Genomic DNA, 17,244 nt, shown 5'->3' with positions numbered 1-17,244 from the left:
TTTAGCTATGAACGACAGCTTTCCAGGAAGGTCGGATTTGTCATCAAACTCGATTTTTCCATAAACCGAAAAAATCCAGTTTCTGATTCCGCAATTATCTCACCCTCTTTTTCTCCTGTTTGTACAATGCAGACCCGTCTACTGCCTTCTTCTATCTTACTCAGAACGGGAACAGTGTCTCCATCGTGCTGTGTTTCCCATTCAGGGAATTCATTTGCCATACATGTAGTATACGGTACAGGATATAGAAACTATCTCCGTGGATAACCACTTCTCGGAACCAATCACCAGTCGTCGTCCTCCTCTAAACCAAACAAATCGATTGCTACACTCTCAGCGAGATGTAAAACAGGGAGAAAAGCAATCGCAACCAGTAGCGTTTCGAGATCTCCTGCAGGAACGGAGATGCCGAATACACCATCTCCACCGGATGTTGCTACGAGGCCCCCAACTGCACCAAGAAACACATCGCGTGCTGCCTTCCCTGGCCATGTTCTTACTAACTGCTTCATTACCCAACACAAGATTCACGAGTTAGGATAGTACCGACGATAGCCGATTCTCGGAAGTCAGAACCAAGATACGCTGTTCCAGACCGGCGACACCACATTCGCCATTAGCAGACCCCGCGTCACCAGGGCGAAGAGATTCGAGAGCAGACCGACCAGAACCAAGATGTCGAAGACCGTCCGTAGCCGCTGGTCCAACTCGCATCGACAGACCGCCAGGAGAAGCAGGACGGGAGCGACTGTCCAGAGCAGATACTTCATCTGGTAGATCGGGTGAACCACGGACAACACCACCGTCCCGACGAGCGAGGCCCCGATCCACAGCAGCGACAACCGAACCAACCGGTCTCCTCGAGCACGCCAGGTTCCGAGGACGACCAAGCCGAACACCACGGCGCCGATAGCGAGTAAGAACTCGGACCAGAGAGTTCCGAAGACCAGCGCGACTGGAGTCACGAGAACCTGGACCAGACTCGGCCCCGTCGTCACGTGTGCGACCTGCTCGACCGAGCCCGCCGACGATGGGAGAACCAGTTTCGCGAGCATCAGACCGATGGCCGGGAGGCTCCCGATCCAGACGAGAGTGAGCGAGACAGCCCCATCGACGGCGCGATTCACGCCCGTCCAGGCGGTCCACACGCCCAACGCGATGAGACCGAACGGATGGAGATAGACACCAACCAGAGCAGCGACGACGAACGTCGTGAACCAACGTCGACTCTCCGTCTGAAGGCCGCGGTCGAGTGCGAGACACGCGACTGCTGTCGCCAGGGCAAACATCGCGTACGGCCGTAGCCACCACGAACTGTGGACCAGCGCTGGGGAGAGAGACGTGAACAGCGCGGCGACGAGTCCGGTGGTCCGTGAGTGCTGCTGTCCGAGGAGGAACACCACCGCTGGCAACAACGACCCCGCGAGCACCGACAGTAGTCTCGCGTCGACGAGTGCCGCCCCATGAGCCCACACCTCCAAGATGGCGTAGTACAGCGGGAAGTGAGGCTGAACCGTCGGCAGCACGAAGAGAATCTCCCAGAACGACATCCCCTCGATGAACGAGCGCGTGATACGCTCGTCCGCCCAGAAGGGATTACTCAGGAACCCGACTCTGAGAACGAACGCTAAGCCGACGGCGAGACCCATGAGAAACCCATCATCGGCTCGGGCTCCCTCGAGGCGCGTACTAACTCGTTTCCAGCGACTCATCGTGTCTCGTCCCTCCACTTCCCGTCATCGTCGAAGTCTCGGATTTCGACAAAATCCATCCGTCGAAAGCTTCGGAGGCAGAGGCGCACCGCAAGCCGCAAGCAAGCTCGTCTCCAGCTACTCAACGCACTCATCGGCGTCTCCTCTCAGTTCTCGGTTCGTCGAGGACAGCTCCGTTTTCAATGAGGTACTTCCATCCGAGCGCCGTACGGTAGTAGTCCCTCGCGAGTGCCATCTCGCGATGAGTTGCACCGAGCAAACTACCGGTCATGAATCGACCCCGTGATTTCCTGAGCCGCGTAAAACGGCAGCGTCAGAGCGAACAAACCGATGATGAAAATCGCGTCGCCGAGACGTTCAGTACGCGAGTGCGATTCATCACTCACCGAAACCACCACCGACTCCGCCGACGAACTGGCGCTCGACGTTCGAGCACCTCGTACACCGTAGCTTGTAGAAGTCCGGTTCGACAAACTCCGAACGGTTGATTTGGTCGGTCGGTTCGAGGTCGTGGAATCCGAGCAGACATCGAAGACTCATCCGATCACCCGCAGCGTCACGCTCCATCTCACCGGTCGGCTTCACGTGCGTCATCGGGAGAACCTCCGCATCTCGATCACCGGCCACGCGAGGACCGAAGCCATCCCGGCGTACATCATCACCTTCGGAACGAACTGCGGAATCCACGAGTTCCTGAAGAAGAACACACCCGCGGCGTTCGCGACTGCAACGGCCACCGAGATGAACTGATTCGTTATCGCCGCGACCTTCGTCTGGATCGCTCGCTCTAACCAGTCTGGTTCCTCGAGCAGCACCGCGTCCGCGTCGAAGTCGAACGGCAGGAGACTCTCGACGACGCGCTCCTGCTGCGACTCTCGCTCGCTCATCTCCTCGGGAGTCACGCGCATCTCCTCCACGACAGGCTCGTTCAACGTCGCCTCCTCGAGGGACGTCGCAGTGTATCCCATATTCGCACCCATGACGAAGCCGGAGATCGAGACGATGTAGAGCACGAAGAGCAGACGTCGCCCACTCCAAGTTCCGAAGCTCAGCACGCTGCTGGAGATCCTCGCTATCGACGCTGCGACGTTACTCCACACGAGACTCACCTCGCAGAGACCGCGTGCAGGCCGCGCTCGTCCGCTGCCCACGCGATGAAACGCCGAAGACCGACGGATTCGACCGACTCGGCGAACCGCCAGTCGCGTATCTCAACTTGTTATAAACACACAGGGGGGTGGGGGTGTGTGGGTGTCTTCCGACCCCTCCCTCACATAACATCGAGACCAGCCTCCCGAACGAGGAACTTCTTGATCTGCTTCGACTGCGATTCGCTCACGTTCCAGTCCATCTTCAACAGGTCCCGATCGAAGTACTCGCCACCAGACGCCTCGCTGATGTACTCACCTACTCGGTCCTCGTCGAGAATCTCCTTCGCCACCTCCATCGGTGAGAGGTCGTCCTGCTCGTTCTTCGCCTGCTCTGCCTGGATTTGCTCCAACAGGTCGCCGATGAGGTCGTCCGTGTAGTCCGTCTTCGTCAATTCGTACGCCTCCACGATATCCGGGTCCGGCAGACGGAACTTGATGTACTTGTGCCGCCGGAGGACACCGTCGTCACCGATCATCCGGTGATACTTCTTGTACATCTTCCCGATCTCGTGGTTCGTCTGGATGTACTTGATGCGGGCTTTCGAGACCCCGGCCTGCTCGTTCTTCCCCTCCATGACCACGAGATGGTGGAAACGCCGCTGGACGTGGTTGTCGATGAGGTCGAAGTCCGGCGCCGTCATGACGGCTCCGTAGTTCCGGTGCCGCCACGTCTGCGTCAGCGCGTCGAGGACCTTGTTCGCGATGGTGTACCAGTCGCGATTCCCCGCCGCGACGCCCGCCTCCTCGAGGACCAGAATCGCACCCTCCGGCAGGTCAGAGTCCGCGAGTTTGAGGAACTCCTCGACGCTGTAGGTGACGCGGTCGATGCTGAACGTCGGGTCGAGTGCCGACGCGAGTCGGAGTGCCGCGTAGGTCTTGCCAGACCCCGCCTCGCCGGCCATGAAGCACATCCAGTTCTCGTTCCACACGTTCATCCGCGGCCACACCTTCCGGCGGAGAATCAGGTTCCGCTTCACCTCCGGCGGCATCTGGTCCAGATGGCTCGACAGATTCTTTGGAGCAGTCTGGGCCTCCATCCGTTCGGTTACGTCGACCGTCTCCACAGACTCGGTCAGGCTCATACCACACCAGCCTCCGCGTCCTGGAGGTCGATGTCCGGAGCGAACCCGAGTTTCGTCGCCGCCTCGTCGAGGACCCGCGAGATGTCGACCAGCACCCCAGCCTCCAACACCACTGGCCTCGTCGTCGTCTCTTCACGCCGGCCCCGCATCCCCGTGACGACCGAGGTCGTCTCCTCCGTCGCATCGTCCAGCGACTCCAGCGTATCTAGTCCCTGATGAACCATGCTTCCGACGAACTCGTACGGCTCATCGTTGTTCAGGATTCGTCGCGCCTTCTCTCTCGACACGGATATCTGCTCGCCGGACTCCGTCTCGAAGACGATCCCCTCGATCCAGTCCTCAGACAGCGTCACCGACTCCCACCACGAGTTCACGACACCCTCCGTCCGCAGCGGCCGAAGCGCGTCGTAGTAGCTCAACACTGTTCTCTGGAACCCCTCACGAACAGGTCGTGGGACCGAGTTCAGTTTCAGCCGCGCCTCGACGACGTCCGACCGAGCGCTGTGGCACTCCACTTGCGCCTCGTCGATGATCTTCTCGCGAGTCGACTTCCGCATCGGGTCGTCCGGTTGCTTAGACATCGCCATCCTCCCGAGTGATCAGAATCGCGTCCGGGAACGTCATCACCGTCACGTCGCTTCCCGCCTCCAATTCGTGCCAGTCGAGACCCCACTTCGTCGGATTCACGTACAGCCCACCTCCGTAGTCCACGATAGTCCGCTTCTCAGAGTTCAGCGCCTGCGACTTCAGGTCACCCAGCGACTCGCTGATCAGTTGCTGCACGCTCACCGACTGTCGGTGTCCCATCTGCACCACCGACCGAGACACAGCGTCACCCTCCCGGTCCGACCGTCGCCTTCTCGATACAATCTTTGCTGACATACATTCTGTCAAAACGTCTTATTTGAATTATACTATCGGGTCACCATATGGTCCGTCATATGGCCTCTACTCCCTGTTAGCCACATATTACATCAAAAACAACCCGGAAATATAATACGTAGTGTCACATGGGACGAAGTATGTCTGCCACCACAGCAGATCATCCCGCTCCGGGTGCGCGTCTGGGGCCGGGTGCAACCGTCATCGACGACACCTCTCTCGAGGTTGAACCAGTCGAATCCATCGAACAGAACGAAGCCACGAACCCCATCGAAGAGTTCGTCCACGACCAGCACGGCCAAGTCGGCCACGCGCTCGAGTACGCCCTCGGCAAGACCCAGCAGTGGGGAATCGAGCCCAAGACCGAATATCTCGGTGAGAACGCCAGCACGACGGCCCGCGTCGGCGGCTCCATTATGGTCGTCGCACAGGGCGTCATCATCGCCGTCGTCGCCCTCATCGTTCTGGGCTCGCTCTACAACACCGACATCGTCGCGAATCCAGAGTATAACAACACCTGGACCACGATGTTCGACACGTTCGCTGACTACGGTTCCACCGCCTTCACCCTCATCGGTGTCGGCCTCATCGCAGTCGGCGCGGGCGTCGCCCTCAGCTACTTCGGTGGCATGGGCGGCATGGGCGGCGGACGGTAACTCCCCTCCCCCCGAATCGAGCCATCACCATCCTACCGTTTCAACACACTCTGAGTCATGAGTTCATCAATCTCGACGTTCGCAGTCGTCATCGTCCTCGGCGCCATCGCCATCGGCGCCTTCAGCGTCGGCTTCAACACCGCCGCCGAGGAGTTCGACCGCGAAAACGAGGCCATCGTCCTCTCCGATGCAGGACAACTCGTCAACGCCTCCGACATCGCCTTCGAGTTCGGCGCGAACGTCACAGTCACACACAACGGCTCCACGCTCACCGAGGGCGTCGACTACCGTTTCAACGAATCGACCGGGGAGCTCGTCCGGCTTAACAACTCGTCCGTCCCCGACGGCGAGAGCGTCGACATCGACTACCAGTTCGACGCACCCGACGACACTACCCGAGACGTCAACGACGGAATGCGTGCAACCGGGTCCGCCCTCCCGTGGATCGGACTCCTTGTCGCCGCCTTCGCTGTGGTGGGGTGGTTCTCGTGACGCTTCTCGTCGCCCACCAACTCGCACTCGGACTCCTCGGCCTCGTCTCTCTTCTCTGTGCCACCGTTCTCAAAGGCCACGACTCCGAAGCCATGTGGGCACTCCTCGGTCTCATCTCCTGGGGAGTCCTCGCGCTACGCGGTGGGTCCGTCACCGTCAACACGCACACCAACGGCCTCGAGGTCATCGGCAGCCCCGTCCTCCAGATCGTCGCACTTGCGTTCGCCTTCGTCAGCGCCATCTCTATCTACGGTGCTGTCAGCGGCGCGGCCACTAACGGGGTGAGAGCCTGATGCTCGGAGGCAGCGACCCCGCCGACGCCCAGCGCGAACTCCAAGAAACCGAACTCTCAGAGCGCGCCGATCAGGACCTCGAACGAACAGCGGTCTCTCGCGGAGTCTCCGACGGGCCCGCCGTCGACGTGCTCCGCGATATGGAGCCCGAAGAACTCCTCGACCGACTCACTCGAACCGACATCGAGTCCGAAGAGTACGACGAACTCGTCGCCGTCCTCAAGCCGTTCCTCTCCTCGAGCGAGATGCTCGCCAGTCACGACGAGGAGTACTACGACGACCGGTCACGGCGACTCCTCAACGAGAACCTCGCCGACCGCATCGTCCGCGGTCGTGAGTACCCCGACCTCTGTTCGGGTGTCTTCCGCGAAATCGCTCAGGACATCAACGGCGACTCCTTCCCCGGCGTCCGAAACGACTGGTCCGACGCCGAGAAGGAAGCCATCCGAACCGTCCTCTCCGACGTCCGAACCGACCGCCAGAGCCTCGGCGACGGCACCTTCTTCGAAGGGCTCACCGAGATGCACGTCTCCACCGAGCGACTCGGCGACACCAAGTCCAACAACAGCAAGAGCGGCGGCCTCCGGTCGCTGCTCCCGTGGTGATCACCATGACGAACGACGACAACACCAACGACCCACTCGAATCGAACCCCGACCAAACAGAGGACCCGAGCCGACTCGAACAGTTCCTCGAGGACTACGATGGTTCTCACGCGAAGAGGGCCGGCGACGCACTCACCTCACTCTGCTCCACCGTCGTCCGCGGCTGGGCCGTCTTCGTCGGCGTCTTCATCTACAAAATCCTCAGCATCGTCCCCAAGAGCGGCGCGCTCGGTGACAAACTCATCGACGCCGGCTACAAGACGAAGCTCAAGACCACGGACGCGGACACCATCGTCAACGTCATCTACGGCGACGGGGTGGTCATCCCCCGCGCCGCCGAGTGGCGAACCACCGAGAACGAATACCGACTCGGTGACGGGAAGGCCTACAAGACCGACCAACTCGCCTCCCCGCGCCTCGTCAACGGGAAGTACCCGACCGTCTGGGCACTCGCCGAGAGCGCCGAGGTCATGGACCCACTCGCCGCCTACGCCGCCGGACAGCGTCGACGCGGCAACTACCAGCAGCACCTCCGAACTGACGGCGCCGGGAAAGACGTCGCCATCGACGCCGAGACCGAAGGCTACGACGGCCGCGCGCTCTCCTTCCGAGACGCCTACCGACTGTTCGGCTCGAACGTCTCGCAGGAGGATATGAACCTCCAGGCGACGCGTGCGAAGCTTGCCGAACTCGACTGGAGTCGCAAAGAGCAGGTCGTCCTGCTCCTCGCCTTCGCCGGTGGTGCCGCACTCGGTCTCTTCGGTCCCGCCATCGCCTCGAAGATCGCCGGAACCGCAGCCAGTAGCGGCGGCGGCATCAGTCTCCCGCTCTTCGCCGGGGTGCTGTTCTGATGCCCTCCACGCTCCACCGGAAAGGAGGTGAGCACGATGCCCGGTGAGCGCTTCTCTCCGGGCGGAGGCGGCGGAGGCGGTAGCAGTGACGACGAGTCCTCGTCGGACCCGAAGCCACAACCCGACCCCGAACCAGAACCAGAACCGTCTCCCGACCCACCCGGACGACAGACCGACGACCCCATGCGTCCCTCCGGAGGCGGAAGCAGTAGCAGCGGTGGCTCGTCCTCCGGGAGTCGAAACCGCTCCTCCGGTGGCAGTGGAGGCGGCGGCTCGAGTCCCTCGTCCGGTGGCTCCGATCCATCGCCAGACCCGCCCGGACGGCAGACCAACGACCCGATTCGTCCCTCCGGAGGTGGAGGCGGCGGAGGGTCGTCGTCGAACGGGAACAGCGGCGGGTCCTCGAACGGCGGAAACTCGCCGTCCCCCGACCCACAGCCGAAGTCCTCCGATCCACCCGGACGTCAGACCGACGACCCCTTCGCAGAAGGAGGTCCATCGAGTCCCGACGACCCCGGACGGCCCCGGCGTCGTCCCTCGAGGAACCAACAGCCCAGCGGCACTCAGTCCGACAGTCGCTCCGCGCCCGAACCAGACACCCCACAAGTCGTCAACCGGAGCGACCTCGACGTCGACAACTCCGCCGTCCAGTACCAGATCAACCAGCAGCGCGGAGCCATCGAACGGCAGTACGGAGACCAACTCGACGGCGACGACTACCAGTTCGTCATCAAGGACTCCGGAAACGTCGACGTCCGACTCACCGACAGCGGACGCGACAAGCTCCAGGACCAGGCCGAGATGAACCTCGTCAACGAGCGCGTCCGCGAGGAGGTCGACGGCGACGTCCGCTCCACCGACGTTCGCGAGGCCACCGAAGGCGGCTACGTCGCCACCGTCAAGACCGCCGACGGCCGCACCGTCACCCGACGATTCGTCTTCAACGAGGACGCTGCCCAAGAGTTCCGGCGACGTGCGAACGAGCGTCGAGAACCAACCACCGGGTCACAAGCCGACACCACGCTCTCCTCTCGACGAGAACCGCGAGTCAGCGGCGGCGGCATCGCCACCAACGGCGACGCCCGAGAAGAGCAGTACCTCCGCGAAGGCCAGATGGCTCAGGACGAGATTCTCGAACGCGTCGGCGCGACCGACAACGACTCTCAACTCCCCGACGACATCCGTGAGGAGAAGCGTCAGAAGATAGCCCGCGACGTCGGCGTCGACCCCTCGATGGTCCGGATCACCGGCGTCGAGAACGGGAAGGTCCGCGCGAAAGTCCTCTCGGAGGACGAGGCTCGGCGAGAACGAGAGCGCTTCGGCGACGTCGACTGGTCCTTCGGTCTCGGCGGTGACGAGGACGAAGTCGAACAGTTCCTCAGCGAACAAGCCGACGGCTACGACCGATTCGCTGACGGCGTCGTCGACGCCAACGAGAAGTACGGCCCGACTCAGGTCATCACTCGCGAGTCCTACGACGCCGTCGACGACTACCTTCCCGAGTGGGCACAGAACCGCCTCGAGTCCAGCACCGACGGCCGGACGAAGGCCGAAGAGTTCCAGAGCGGTATCGTCGCTGGTGCTGTCCAACTCGGGAACGTCCCCCGCGTCGCCGGTGGCGTCCTCGAGGCCGGCGAGTTCGTCAAGTACGGTGCCGAGGAAGCAGCCGCTGGGCGTGGAGGCGATTTCGTGACACAAACTCTCGGCGCTGGAGAAGCAGCCGGAGTATCGCTCGTGGATCGGTTCAAGGCGAAGCCCTCGAACACCATCGGACAGGGCGTCGGCTCTCTCGCCGTCTCTGCCGGTGCGCTCGGTGCCGCATCTAAGGCCGGGAAGGCCGGAACGGCGGCCCGCTACGCCGTCCAGCCCGGCGAAGAACTCGCCTCGTCCGTCGCCACTCGTGTCGCCTCCAGGTCCGCGACCGGGCAGCGGTTCCTCGACGCGGTCCCCGGTGGTCGCATCGACAACGAGGAGATCGCGATGGCCGCCACCTCGAAGCTCTCCCGTACCATCGGCCGCACCAAACGCGACTTCGTCAACAAGTTCGCCGAGTCCGAGGCCGAGAAACTCCAACAGTTCGTCCGCTCGGACAACGACCGCGCGCAACTCCAACTCGGCGGTCCTCGACGAGCCGAGACTCGCGACGAACCCGACGTCGTCAGTGGTGAGGACATCGACGCGCCTCGCGACGACCGCTCCGAACTCGCCCGACAGGCACAGGAGCAAGTCGAGTACGAGACCGCCGAGCGGTACGGCCCTGAGGTTCGCGACAGCGTCCCCGAGTTCCAGCAGCGCCGGACGTTCGAGCCTGGACCCGGTGCCGACAGCACGCAGGACATCGGACGCGGTGTCGAACGCCCTGCGACCGAACCCGAACTCAACGAGTGGGACTACCCGCTCGGTCGGACTGTCGAAGAGAACTTCCGACAGTCGCAGGCGCTCAAGCGCGTCCCCGAAGACGACCTCCGGCAGATGCTCGCTAAGCAGGAGCGAACCGACCCCGCCGCCGAGGCCGCCGAACTCCGACGGCGTGCCGAACGCGTGCGCCTCGAGGAGAATATGCGCGCGCTCAGAAACCAGCGCGAACCCACCGGCGCGGAGGTCACTGTCGACGACCGACAGCGCGAGAGTCTCCTCGAACAGTCCCAGCGCGAACTCGACCAGGTCACGGACCTCACAGCCAGAGCCGAGACTCGTGTCGGTGAACGCGGACGAACCGACACCCGCGTCGGCACCCGAGGACGACCGACCGAACTCGAACGCGTCGGTCAGCCCGAAGTCGAGATGGTCGCCGAGTTCGAGCGCCTCCAAGAGATGGAGCAGGAGCGACTCACCGAACTCACGACCGAGACGCGAGTCGACCCGACCTTCGAGGCCGCGCGCGTCGAACAGGAACGAGAGTCCGAACTCGAGCGGATGTGGGAACGCGAACAGGAGCGAGAGCGCGAACGGTTCGACGAAGCCGCGTCCGACCAGACGCGACGTAACCAGTTCTGGGACACCGACATCTGGCAGAATACCTGGCGCACCGGCATCGCCGACGTCGAGGACCTCTGGTCTCAGGAGTTCGGTGGTCGCTGATGGCGACGTTCTTCACCTACCTCCAGATCGGTCTGGTCGCCTTCGTCTCGGTGCTCCTCCAGGACGTCCTGGAGACCTTCACCGATCCCATGCTCGACGTCGCCTGTGACCCGAAGTGGCCGACCGTCGTCGAGGGCGCACAGAACTGCCTCTACGCTCAGCAAGTCGTGACGTGGTTCCTCTCGATCGTCATCGTCGGCGTCTTCGTGACGGCGCTCTCTCGTGGAGTCCTGCTCGGAGGGTCGCCGTCGTGAACCTTCGCACCGTCATCTTCGTCGCCATCGGCGTCGCCCAGGTCGTCGGCTTGGTTGTCTTTCTGAACACGGCCGGTGCCGAAGCGTTCGCGGTTGCAGAGTCGCTTCCCTACGTCCAGAACACGTGGGTCTCCGAACCGCTCGAACAGATTCAGTTCGTCTCCTACACGCTGCTCGTTCCGATCTTCTTCATCGACCTGCTCGTCTATCTGGTCGTCTCCTCGGTGACGCGCGAGAAACAGCAAGTGGCCCAGATGGCCGCCCGGAGGCAGCGATGAGGTGGCCCTCGAAAACTACTGTTCTTGCGGTAGCGATGGTCTATCTCGTCGTCAGCGTCGCGCCCGTCGCAGCAGCGGGCACCAATACAGCACTCGGATCCGAACACGACACAGCAACCGAACTCTCGAATGGGACCCTCGATAACGTCTCCGTCAGCGGATCCGGGCCATCAGCAGTCGTCGAACTGCCGCCAACCTCGGTGAACGAAAACTTCGAGGATGGATCGATCGACGGATGGTCTAACACCGACGATTACGAGGCCTCCACATCCCGAGTCCGCTCAGGCACGTTCTCGATGGAGTACCTCGGGACTCAGAACTACAACTTCGGGAACACCCGAAAGGTATTCGGAACAGAAATCAGCGAGGCTACGATTTGGGTCCAGTTCGACGACTTCAGTGCTGGCTCTAATCAAGACCCGCGGGTTACGTTGCATGACGGAACTGGATCCACGCGCGAGATGGTCTCTTTTGTCCACTCATCTGGAGGTTCTGCCGAGGTCCAGACCATCGACTCGAATAGCCAGTATCAGCCGACTGGGATAACTGTTCAAGAGGATCAGTGGATCGGTGTGAGAATATACAACATCAGGGACGACACCTACGATCTGGAGATATTGGACTCGTCCAGCACCTCGCTCGGTACCGACAACGACAACGAGGTCTCTGACACAACTACGGGGTCGCCCGAAGGGGTCGGTTTCAAGAGCCGAAGGACGGCAAATTTCTGGGTTGACGACATCTCTCTCGAAACTCAGAACACGACTGACTCAGGAACTTACACCTCTTCGACCCACGACGTCACAGACCCGTCTGAGGGTCGTGTCGACCTCAGCCTCTCGAACGCGAACGCAACCGTCACCTGGCAGCACGACGCCAACGACGACGGGTCGTGGACGACAGTTGACTCGTCGGTCTACACCACTGGAGGTATGAAATCATCCGATCTGACCTCTGTAACCTCTGATAAGTGGCGTGTGAAGGTCGAGTTTGCGAAGACAGGCCCCGATCCAATGGCCGAACTCGATAGCGACTCGGTCTACTTCACCAACGACGCACCGAAAGTCACCAATGGATCCGCATCGCCCTCGGGAGGAGAGGTCTCTCGTTACTCAGGAACCAATCTCTCAGTCGACGTTACTGACGATCAGTTTGGATCTGCACAGGGAGAGAACGTCACTGTCGAATGGTTCGTCGACGGATCGAAAATCGACGAGACGACAGTTTCCAACGCAGGTACCGTCTCGACAACAGCCAGCGGGTTATCCGACGGGAGTCACACTTGGCACGTCGTGCTAACTGACGACCATGGAGGGACGAACACGTCTTCCACGTGGTCGTTCGAGGTCCAGCACTTCTCGCCCGCTATCGACAGCCTCAGCCCAGCAGATAACACATCCCTCACGACTCGCAACGTCACGCTCTCCGCCGACCTCACCGACTCCGACTTCGCTTTCGACGGCGATACCCTCACAGCCGACTTCGTCGTCGATGGTGATGTCGTTGGGACGGATACGCTGAACGCCAACGGCACCGCCAGCGTCGAATACCAGATGGACGGCGGCGAAGTCGACTGGTTCGTCAACGTCTCCGACGACTACGGAAACACCGTCGAATCCAACTCTCGGACGATTCGATCCCCGTCGACCCTCCGAATCGAGAACGTCTCATCGGGAGAGCTCATCGACGGCAACGCGACCGTCTCTGCGAAGCTCTACTCTGGCGACCTCATCTTCGAGAAGCAGACATCCGACGGCACGATCAACCTGACTGGCGTCCCTGTCGACCGCGGCTACATCGTCACCATCTCTGTCGACGGCTACCGGAGTCGAACTGTCGCCATTCGTTCAGTCTTCGACCAGGGAACGGTCTACCTGCTTCCGGACTCCGCCGACGCGGTCTATCAAGAACTCACCCTGAACGACCTCACCGGCGAGTTCGAGCCATCCGAGACGACACTCTACGTCGAGCGCCCGATCGAGAAGAACGGCACGTACGAGTGGCAGGCTGTTGCTGGTGACACCCTCGGTTCCGACGCCGTTTTCAAAACCTACCTCGAGGAAGGCGTTCGCTATCGGCTCATCATCGAGAACACCGACGGTGACCGGCGCGATCTCGGGAGTTACGTTCCGACGGTGAACGGGACGGCGACGCTCGAAGTCGGACAGATTCGCTGGGCGTCGCCCAAGGGAGACACCTTCCAGTACGACGCGTTCGTCAACGAGTCGTCGGACAACCTCGTCGTGGCCTACGAGGACCCCGAAGACAACACGACATCCTTCGACATCCTCATCCACGAACGAGGGAACGAGTCGAACGTCCTGCTGAACGACTCGCTCGGTGCGGTCAACACCTACCAGTACACCTACCCACTCACCGGCTCCCAGAACGAGACCGACTGGGTCGTCGAGATGACCATCCAACGGAACAGCACGATCAGCATCACCGAGCCCGTCTCTTCGACGGCCGCCATCGAGACCACGATCCCCATCGACTCGCGGTGGTCGACGCTCGCGGGATTCCTCCTGCTCGTCTGCATCGCCGCGCTCTTCCCCTCGACGCTCTCCCGCGTCGGCGCTGTCGGTGTCGTCGTTATCGCCACCGGCCTCTCGTGGCTCGGCTGGATCGACCTGCCGATGACCTACGTCGGTCTCGCCGGTGCTGTCGCACTCCTCGGGCTCGCCGCAGACTTCGGAGACCAAGTATGAAAGTCACAGTTCCCATGCTCCTCGTCTTGTCCTTCGCCGTCTCCGGCGCGATTATGGGCGGCTCCGGTTTCTCCGAAAAAATTGGCGTCCAGCGCGCCACCGGCCTCCAGGACGACGTGGACCAACTCGAAAGCGAAACGTCAGACTATCGCGCTGATCGAGGCGGCGGGTCGTCCAGCTACCTCGGATTCACAACCACCGCCGTCGGAGCCGTCATCGGGATGTTCAAGTGGAGCCTTATGCTCCCCGTCGTCCTCACCAACGTCGGATTCCCCGACTGGTTCGCCTACCCGATCGCCATCCCGATCCAACTCGTGAACTACCTCGGCGCGTACCAGATCATCAGGGGGTTCAACATCCGATGAGCGTCGACTGTTGGCTCACCGAAGACGCCCACACTTGCTTCACCGACGGTCTCGCGAGTGCCTTCGGAGGCTCTGAACCCGTCCTCGCGATGTTCGTCGTCGGCATCGTCATCATCCCGATGTACATGAAGACCGGCGACTACATCATGCCGAGCGTCCTGCTCATCCTTCTCTCCGCGCTCGCCATCCCCATCCTCCCCGGAGTCCTTCTCGGCGTCGCCTGGACGGTCATCTTCATGACCATCGCCATCGCCGTCTTCACCACTCTCTACCGGATGGTGATTGCATGATGGCTCTCGTCGAGGACCTTCGCGCGCACGTCTCGAAGGACGACCTCTCTTCTCAGGAGGTCGCTGGTCACGTCCTCCTCACCATCGAACTTTTCCTGTTCGCCGCGATGGTGTTCGGTCGCTCGAAGGCGACGGCGGGACTGCTCCCGCCGGACATCGCCTTCTCCATCTCGCAGAGCGCCATCATCGCCTACGCGGCGCTGAACTGCACGCTGATACTCTGCGTTCTCGCCATGGGTGAGATGTCGTGACGCTCCGAACGTGGCTCACCACGCCCTCCGTGCCACTCCACGAGTTGACCCACGCCGCCTTCGCACTCCCCTGGGCCGACGTCGACATCGAACTCGCCGGGGCCGACCCCCGCGTCAAGTTCGACTGGTCCGCCTCGACGCCCACCTGGGCCGTGCGACTCGCCCACCTCGCGCCGACGCTCGTCGGTCTCGGCATCCTCCTGGTGCTCGTCGCTCTCTTCGGTATCCCGACGGCGTCGACGCTCGAGCAGTTAGCCATTCACGAACTCGGCCTTCTCGTGATTCTCGCGGCGAACTGGGCCGTATTCACCTATCCGAGCGAAGCAGACCGCCGGCCCTTCCGATAATCACTCGTCGCACCGACCGCGGACTCTTTCTCAGCACCCAATCGACGAAGCCCGCTGCGTAGATCATCCCGCCAGTCACTACCGCGATGGCTCCAGCGATTCCGGCCGAGTACATCGCAAACGGGAGGGTTGCACGGAAGACGTCTTTCCACAGAAGGTCGAATAGTGCGCTCGCCTGAAGTCCGAGCGCTGAATCGATATCGAGCAGGAACCCTATCGAGACACCGATGATGAAGAACAGAGCGAACGCGACCGTCGCAAGAATCCACAGTCCGACGAGGAACAGTACTGAGTAGCTGAATAGGCCGCCGATGACTCTGTTGTCCGCGACGAGTCTCGTTACTGGTCCTCGAACCATACCAAACAGTCACACCAACTTACTAATAATCCTTCCTGCGGCTCTACTTCCGCTCTGCGGCGAACATATACCACTCCTCCGTTCGCCACAGATTGTCGGTAGATATGATACGTGATGCTCGGGCTCTTCGCGACGAGTTCGTTCCGGCGGAGTTACAGCATCGAGAGGGACCGATCAATCACATGACCACCTGTCTGCGTCCGATAACTGAGGGACGACCGGGAGAGAACGTTCTCATCACGGGTGCATCAGGGGCCGGAAAGACGACGACTTCTAAATTCGTCGCCAGTGAACTCGAACGTGAAACGCTCGGCGTCCGAACAGGGTGCGTAAACTGCATCTCGAACTCGACAACTGCCGGTGTACTGCACGCACTCCTCCGAGACGCCGGAATCGGTCTCGACCTCAACCGAGATACAACGGCGCTCGATCAGTATCACGGCCGCGTTGAGTCCGTCGACGACCAATTCGTCTTCATTATCGATGAGGTGGACGTTCTAGATGACCCTTCGCTACTTGCCGGACTGTATGAACGACCCAACGTCACGCTCCTGATGGTCTGCGTCGACGAGGACAAACTGCTCTCCGAACTGGACGTTCGAATCGAGTCACGAATCCGGAGCGCTGTCAGTATCGAACTAGAGAAGTACCGAACAGACGAACTCGCGGATATCGTCGCGGGTCGGGTTGAGGCGGGTCTACATCCTGGTGCAGCCGACCGAGAGACGCTCGAACGCATCGCGGACCTTGCAGCGGGTGATGCGAGACTCGCCATCACACTTCTCCGTCGTGCCGCCGAGCGAGCGGAGATTCGGTCCCTCGACACACTAAATCCCGATCTGGTCGAAGACGTCGCTGACTCCGCCAGCATCGAAGTCCACGAGCGAAACAAGGAACGACTTTCGACACATCAGCGTCTCCTGTATTCGATAATTTCCGAGTCCGGAGAGATAGCTGCGAGTGACCTGCACGACGAGTACGAGCACAAAGCGCAGTCGCCAAAGTCACGCCCGACACGACGCCGGTATCTCGCGTCCCTCGAACAGTACGACCTCATCGAACAACTCGGGGCGACTCGAGGGAGTCGGTATCGGGTGACAGAGCCCTGAGATCATCTACAGATGCTAGTCAAGTAGACCATACAGTGTGAGAATCCCGGAGACAGTAAGAAGGATTCCTCCAAAAATCCCCTCGATAGTCGGTTGTCCTATTGGTTTGTATTGATATGTGACACAAATTAGAAACGGCCCAGATACTATTAGAGCAACTGCGAATATCGCACGGATATAGATGTACGTGCGGTGCGAATGTTGCTTCAAAATCGACTCAAGGTCATTGAACCCAGTTAGCACAAGTTTCGCTAAGTAGCCCAGAACGAGAGTCGAATAGATAGCTGATACCGTACTAGAATCAATTGCGTACAACAATACTCCTTGTTGGAATTCATATACGAATAGGACAGCAATTGCTAGAGTGAACACGTACGGTGCTTCTGTGACAATTTGCTCGTACAATTTCGTCTGTTTATATTTGAACTGTACTTCTGAGTCAAACAATTCAGCTCGAAGCGCATCCAAGCGGTCCATGG

At 60.9% G+C, this 17,244-nt stretch carries 22 protein-coding genes; 14 read left to right on the top strand and 8 right to left on the bottom strand.

What is annotated here, in order from left to right; translation table 11 throughout:
* Positions 1-284 precede the first annotated feature (284 nt).
* The 7 genes from BM282_RS18080 to BM282_RS02060 form a co-directional block, all read right to left on the bottom strand.
* Entirely contained in the window at positions 285-512 is a 228-nt protein-coding gene (locus BM282_RS18080; protein ID WP_139229673.1) for a hypothetical protein, read from the bottom strand.
* 57 nt (positions 513-569) lie between these two features.
* Positions 570-1,649 carry a glycosyltransferase family 39 protein gene (locus BM282_RS02085; RefSeq protein WP_089876321.1) on the bottom strand — a complete coding sequence of 360 codons (1,080 nt, stop codon included), beginning with the start codon at positions 1,647-1,649 and terminating at the stop codon, positions 570-572.
* A 441-nt stretch (positions 1,650-2,090) separates the two neighbouring features.
* Positions 2,091-2,306, bottom strand: a complete 216-nt coding sequence (locus BM282_RS02080) for a hypothetical protein (RefSeq protein ID WP_089876319.1) — start codon at positions 2,304-2,306, stop codon at positions 2,091-2,093.
* Positions 2,303-2,725, bottom strand: a complete 423-nt coding sequence (locus BM282_RS02075) for a hypothetical protein (RefSeq protein WP_089876318.1) — start codon at positions 2,723-2,725, stop codon at positions 2,303-2,305. Before BM282_RS02075 ends, BM282_RS02080 begins: the two co-directional genes overlap by 4 nt.
* Before the next feature lie 257 nt (positions 2,726-2,982).
* Complete coding sequence (locus BM282_RS02070; RefSeq protein ID WP_089876316.1) at positions 2,983-3,945, bottom strand: zonular occludens toxin domain-containing protein; 963 nt, start codon at positions 3,943-3,945, stop codon at positions 2,983-2,985.
* On the bottom strand, positions 3,942-4,502 hold the full coding sequence (locus BM282_RS02065; protein WP_089876313.1) for a hypothetical protein: 561 nt from the start codon (positions 4,500-4,502) through the stop codon (positions 3,942-3,944). Before BM282_RS02065 ends, BM282_RS02070 begins: the two co-directional genes overlap by 4 nt.
* A gap of 16 nt (positions 4,503-4,518) precedes the next feature.
* A complete protein-coding gene (locus BM282_RS02060) occupies positions 4,519-4,752 on the bottom strand; it encodes a hypothetical protein (protein ID WP_139229671.1) in 234 nt (77 codons plus the stop codon).
* Between the two features lie 215 nt (positions 4,753-4,967).
* Here BM282_RS02060 and BM282_RS02055 point away from each other — a divergent pair, with 215 nt between their 5' ends.
* The 13 genes from BM282_RS02055 (at position 4,968) to BM282_RS01995 (ending at position 15,298) form a co-directional block, all read left to right on the top strand.
* Entirely contained in the window at positions 4,968-5,483 is a 516-nt protein-coding gene (locus BM282_RS02055) for a hypothetical protein (RefSeq protein WP_245758269.1), read from the top strand.
* Positions 5,484-5,540: 57 nt separating this feature from the next.
* Positions 5,541-5,975 carry a hypothetical protein gene (locus tag BM282_RS02050; RefSeq protein ID WP_089876310.1) on the top strand — a complete coding sequence of 145 codons (435 nt, stop codon included), beginning with the start codon at positions 5,541-5,543 and terminating at the stop codon, positions 5,973-5,975.
* Complete coding sequence (locus BM282_RS02045) at positions 5,972-6,268, top strand: hypothetical protein (protein WP_139229670.1); 297 nt, start codon at positions 5,972-5,974, stop codon at positions 6,266-6,268. The genes BM282_RS02050 and BM282_RS02045 overlap by 4 nt, the downstream gene beginning before the upstream one ends.
* Positions 6,268-6,873 carry a hypothetical protein gene (locus BM282_RS02040; RefSeq protein WP_089876306.1) on the top strand — a complete coding sequence of 202 codons (606 nt, stop codon included), beginning with the start codon at positions 6,268-6,270 and terminating at the stop codon, positions 6,871-6,873. Before BM282_RS02045 ends, BM282_RS02040 begins: the two co-directional genes overlap by 1 nt.
* 5 nt (positions 6,874-6,878) lie before the next feature.
* Positions 6,879-7,724, top strand: coding sequence for a hypothetical protein (locus tag BM282_RS02035; protein WP_089877301.1), 846 nt, complete (start codon positions 6,879-6,881; stop codon positions 7,722-7,724).
* Positions 7,725-7,907: 183 nt separating this feature from the next.
* Positions 7,908-10,805, top strand: coding sequence for a hypothetical protein (locus tag BM282_RS02030; protein WP_139229669.1), 2,898 nt, complete (start codon positions 7,908-7,910; stop codon positions 10,803-10,805).
* Complete coding sequence (locus tag BM282_RS02025) at positions 10,805-11,059, top strand: hypothetical protein (protein WP_089876302.1); 255 nt, start codon at positions 10,805-10,807, stop codon at positions 11,057-11,059. The genes BM282_RS02030 and BM282_RS02025 overlap by 1 nt, the downstream gene beginning before the upstream one ends.
* Entirely contained in the window at positions 11,056-11,337 is a 282-nt protein-coding gene (locus tag BM282_RS02020; protein WP_089876300.1) for a hypothetical protein, read from the top strand. Before BM282_RS02025 ends, BM282_RS02020 begins: the two co-directional genes overlap by 4 nt.
* Positions 11,334-14,045, top strand: coding sequence for an Ig-like domain repeat protein (locus BM282_RS18815; RefSeq protein ID WP_245758268.1), 2,712 nt, complete (start codon positions 11,334-11,336; stop codon positions 14,043-14,045). Before BM282_RS02020 ends, BM282_RS18815 begins: the two co-directional genes overlap by 4 nt.
* Positions 14,042-14,410, top strand: coding sequence for a hypothetical protein (locus BM282_RS02010; RefSeq protein ID WP_245758267.1), 369 nt, complete (start codon positions 14,042-14,044; stop codon positions 14,408-14,410). Before BM282_RS18815 ends, BM282_RS02010 begins: the two co-directional genes overlap by 4 nt.
* Entirely contained in the window at positions 14,407-14,700 is a 294-nt protein-coding gene (locus BM282_RS02005) for a hypothetical protein (RefSeq protein WP_089876295.1), read from the top strand. The genes BM282_RS02010 and BM282_RS02005 overlap by 4 nt, the downstream gene beginning before the upstream one ends.
* The gene (locus BM282_RS02000) at positions 14,697-14,951 is read left to right on the top strand and encodes a hypothetical protein (RefSeq protein ID WP_089876293.1); all 255 of its coding nucleotides are present in this window, start codon (positions 14,697-14,699) and stop codon (positions 14,949-14,951) included. The genes BM282_RS02005 and BM282_RS02000 overlap by 4 nt, the downstream gene beginning before the upstream one ends.
* Positions 14,948-15,298: a hypothetical protein gene (locus tag BM282_RS01995; protein WP_089876291.1), complete on the top strand. Its 351-nt coding sequence runs from the start codon at positions 14,948-14,950 to the stop codon at positions 15,296-15,298. The genes BM282_RS02000 and BM282_RS01995 overlap by 4 nt, the downstream gene beginning before the upstream one ends.
* On the opposite strand, the gene BM282_RS01990 is transcribed toward BM282_RS01995, so the two are convergent.
* Positions 15,258-15,656, bottom strand: a complete 399-nt coding sequence (locus tag BM282_RS01990) for a hypothetical protein (protein ID WP_089876289.1) — start codon at positions 15,654-15,656, stop codon at positions 15,258-15,260. The two genes, BM282_RS01995 and BM282_RS01990, sit on opposite strands and share 41 nt — an antisense overlap.
* A gap of 104 nt (positions 15,657-15,760) precedes the next feature.
* Here BM282_RS01990 and BM282_RS01985 point away from each other — a divergent pair, with 104 nt between their 5' ends.
* A complete protein-coding gene (locus BM282_RS01985) occupies positions 15,761-16,765 on the top strand; it encodes a Cdc6/Cdc18 family protein (protein ID WP_089876287.1) in 1,005 nt (334 codons plus the stop codon).
* Positions 16,766-17,244 lie beyond the last annotated feature (479 nt).

Origin of the sequence: Halogeometricum limi (genome assembly GCF_900115785.1) — an archaeon.
In the GTDB taxonomy this organism is placed as follows: domain Archaea; phylum Halobacteriota; class Halobacteria; order Halobacteriales; family Haloferacaceae; genus Halogeometricum; species Halogeometricum limi.
The sequence above is the reverse complement of the archived record's forward strand: the minus strand, read 5'-3'. Positions and strand labels throughout refer to the sequence as shown.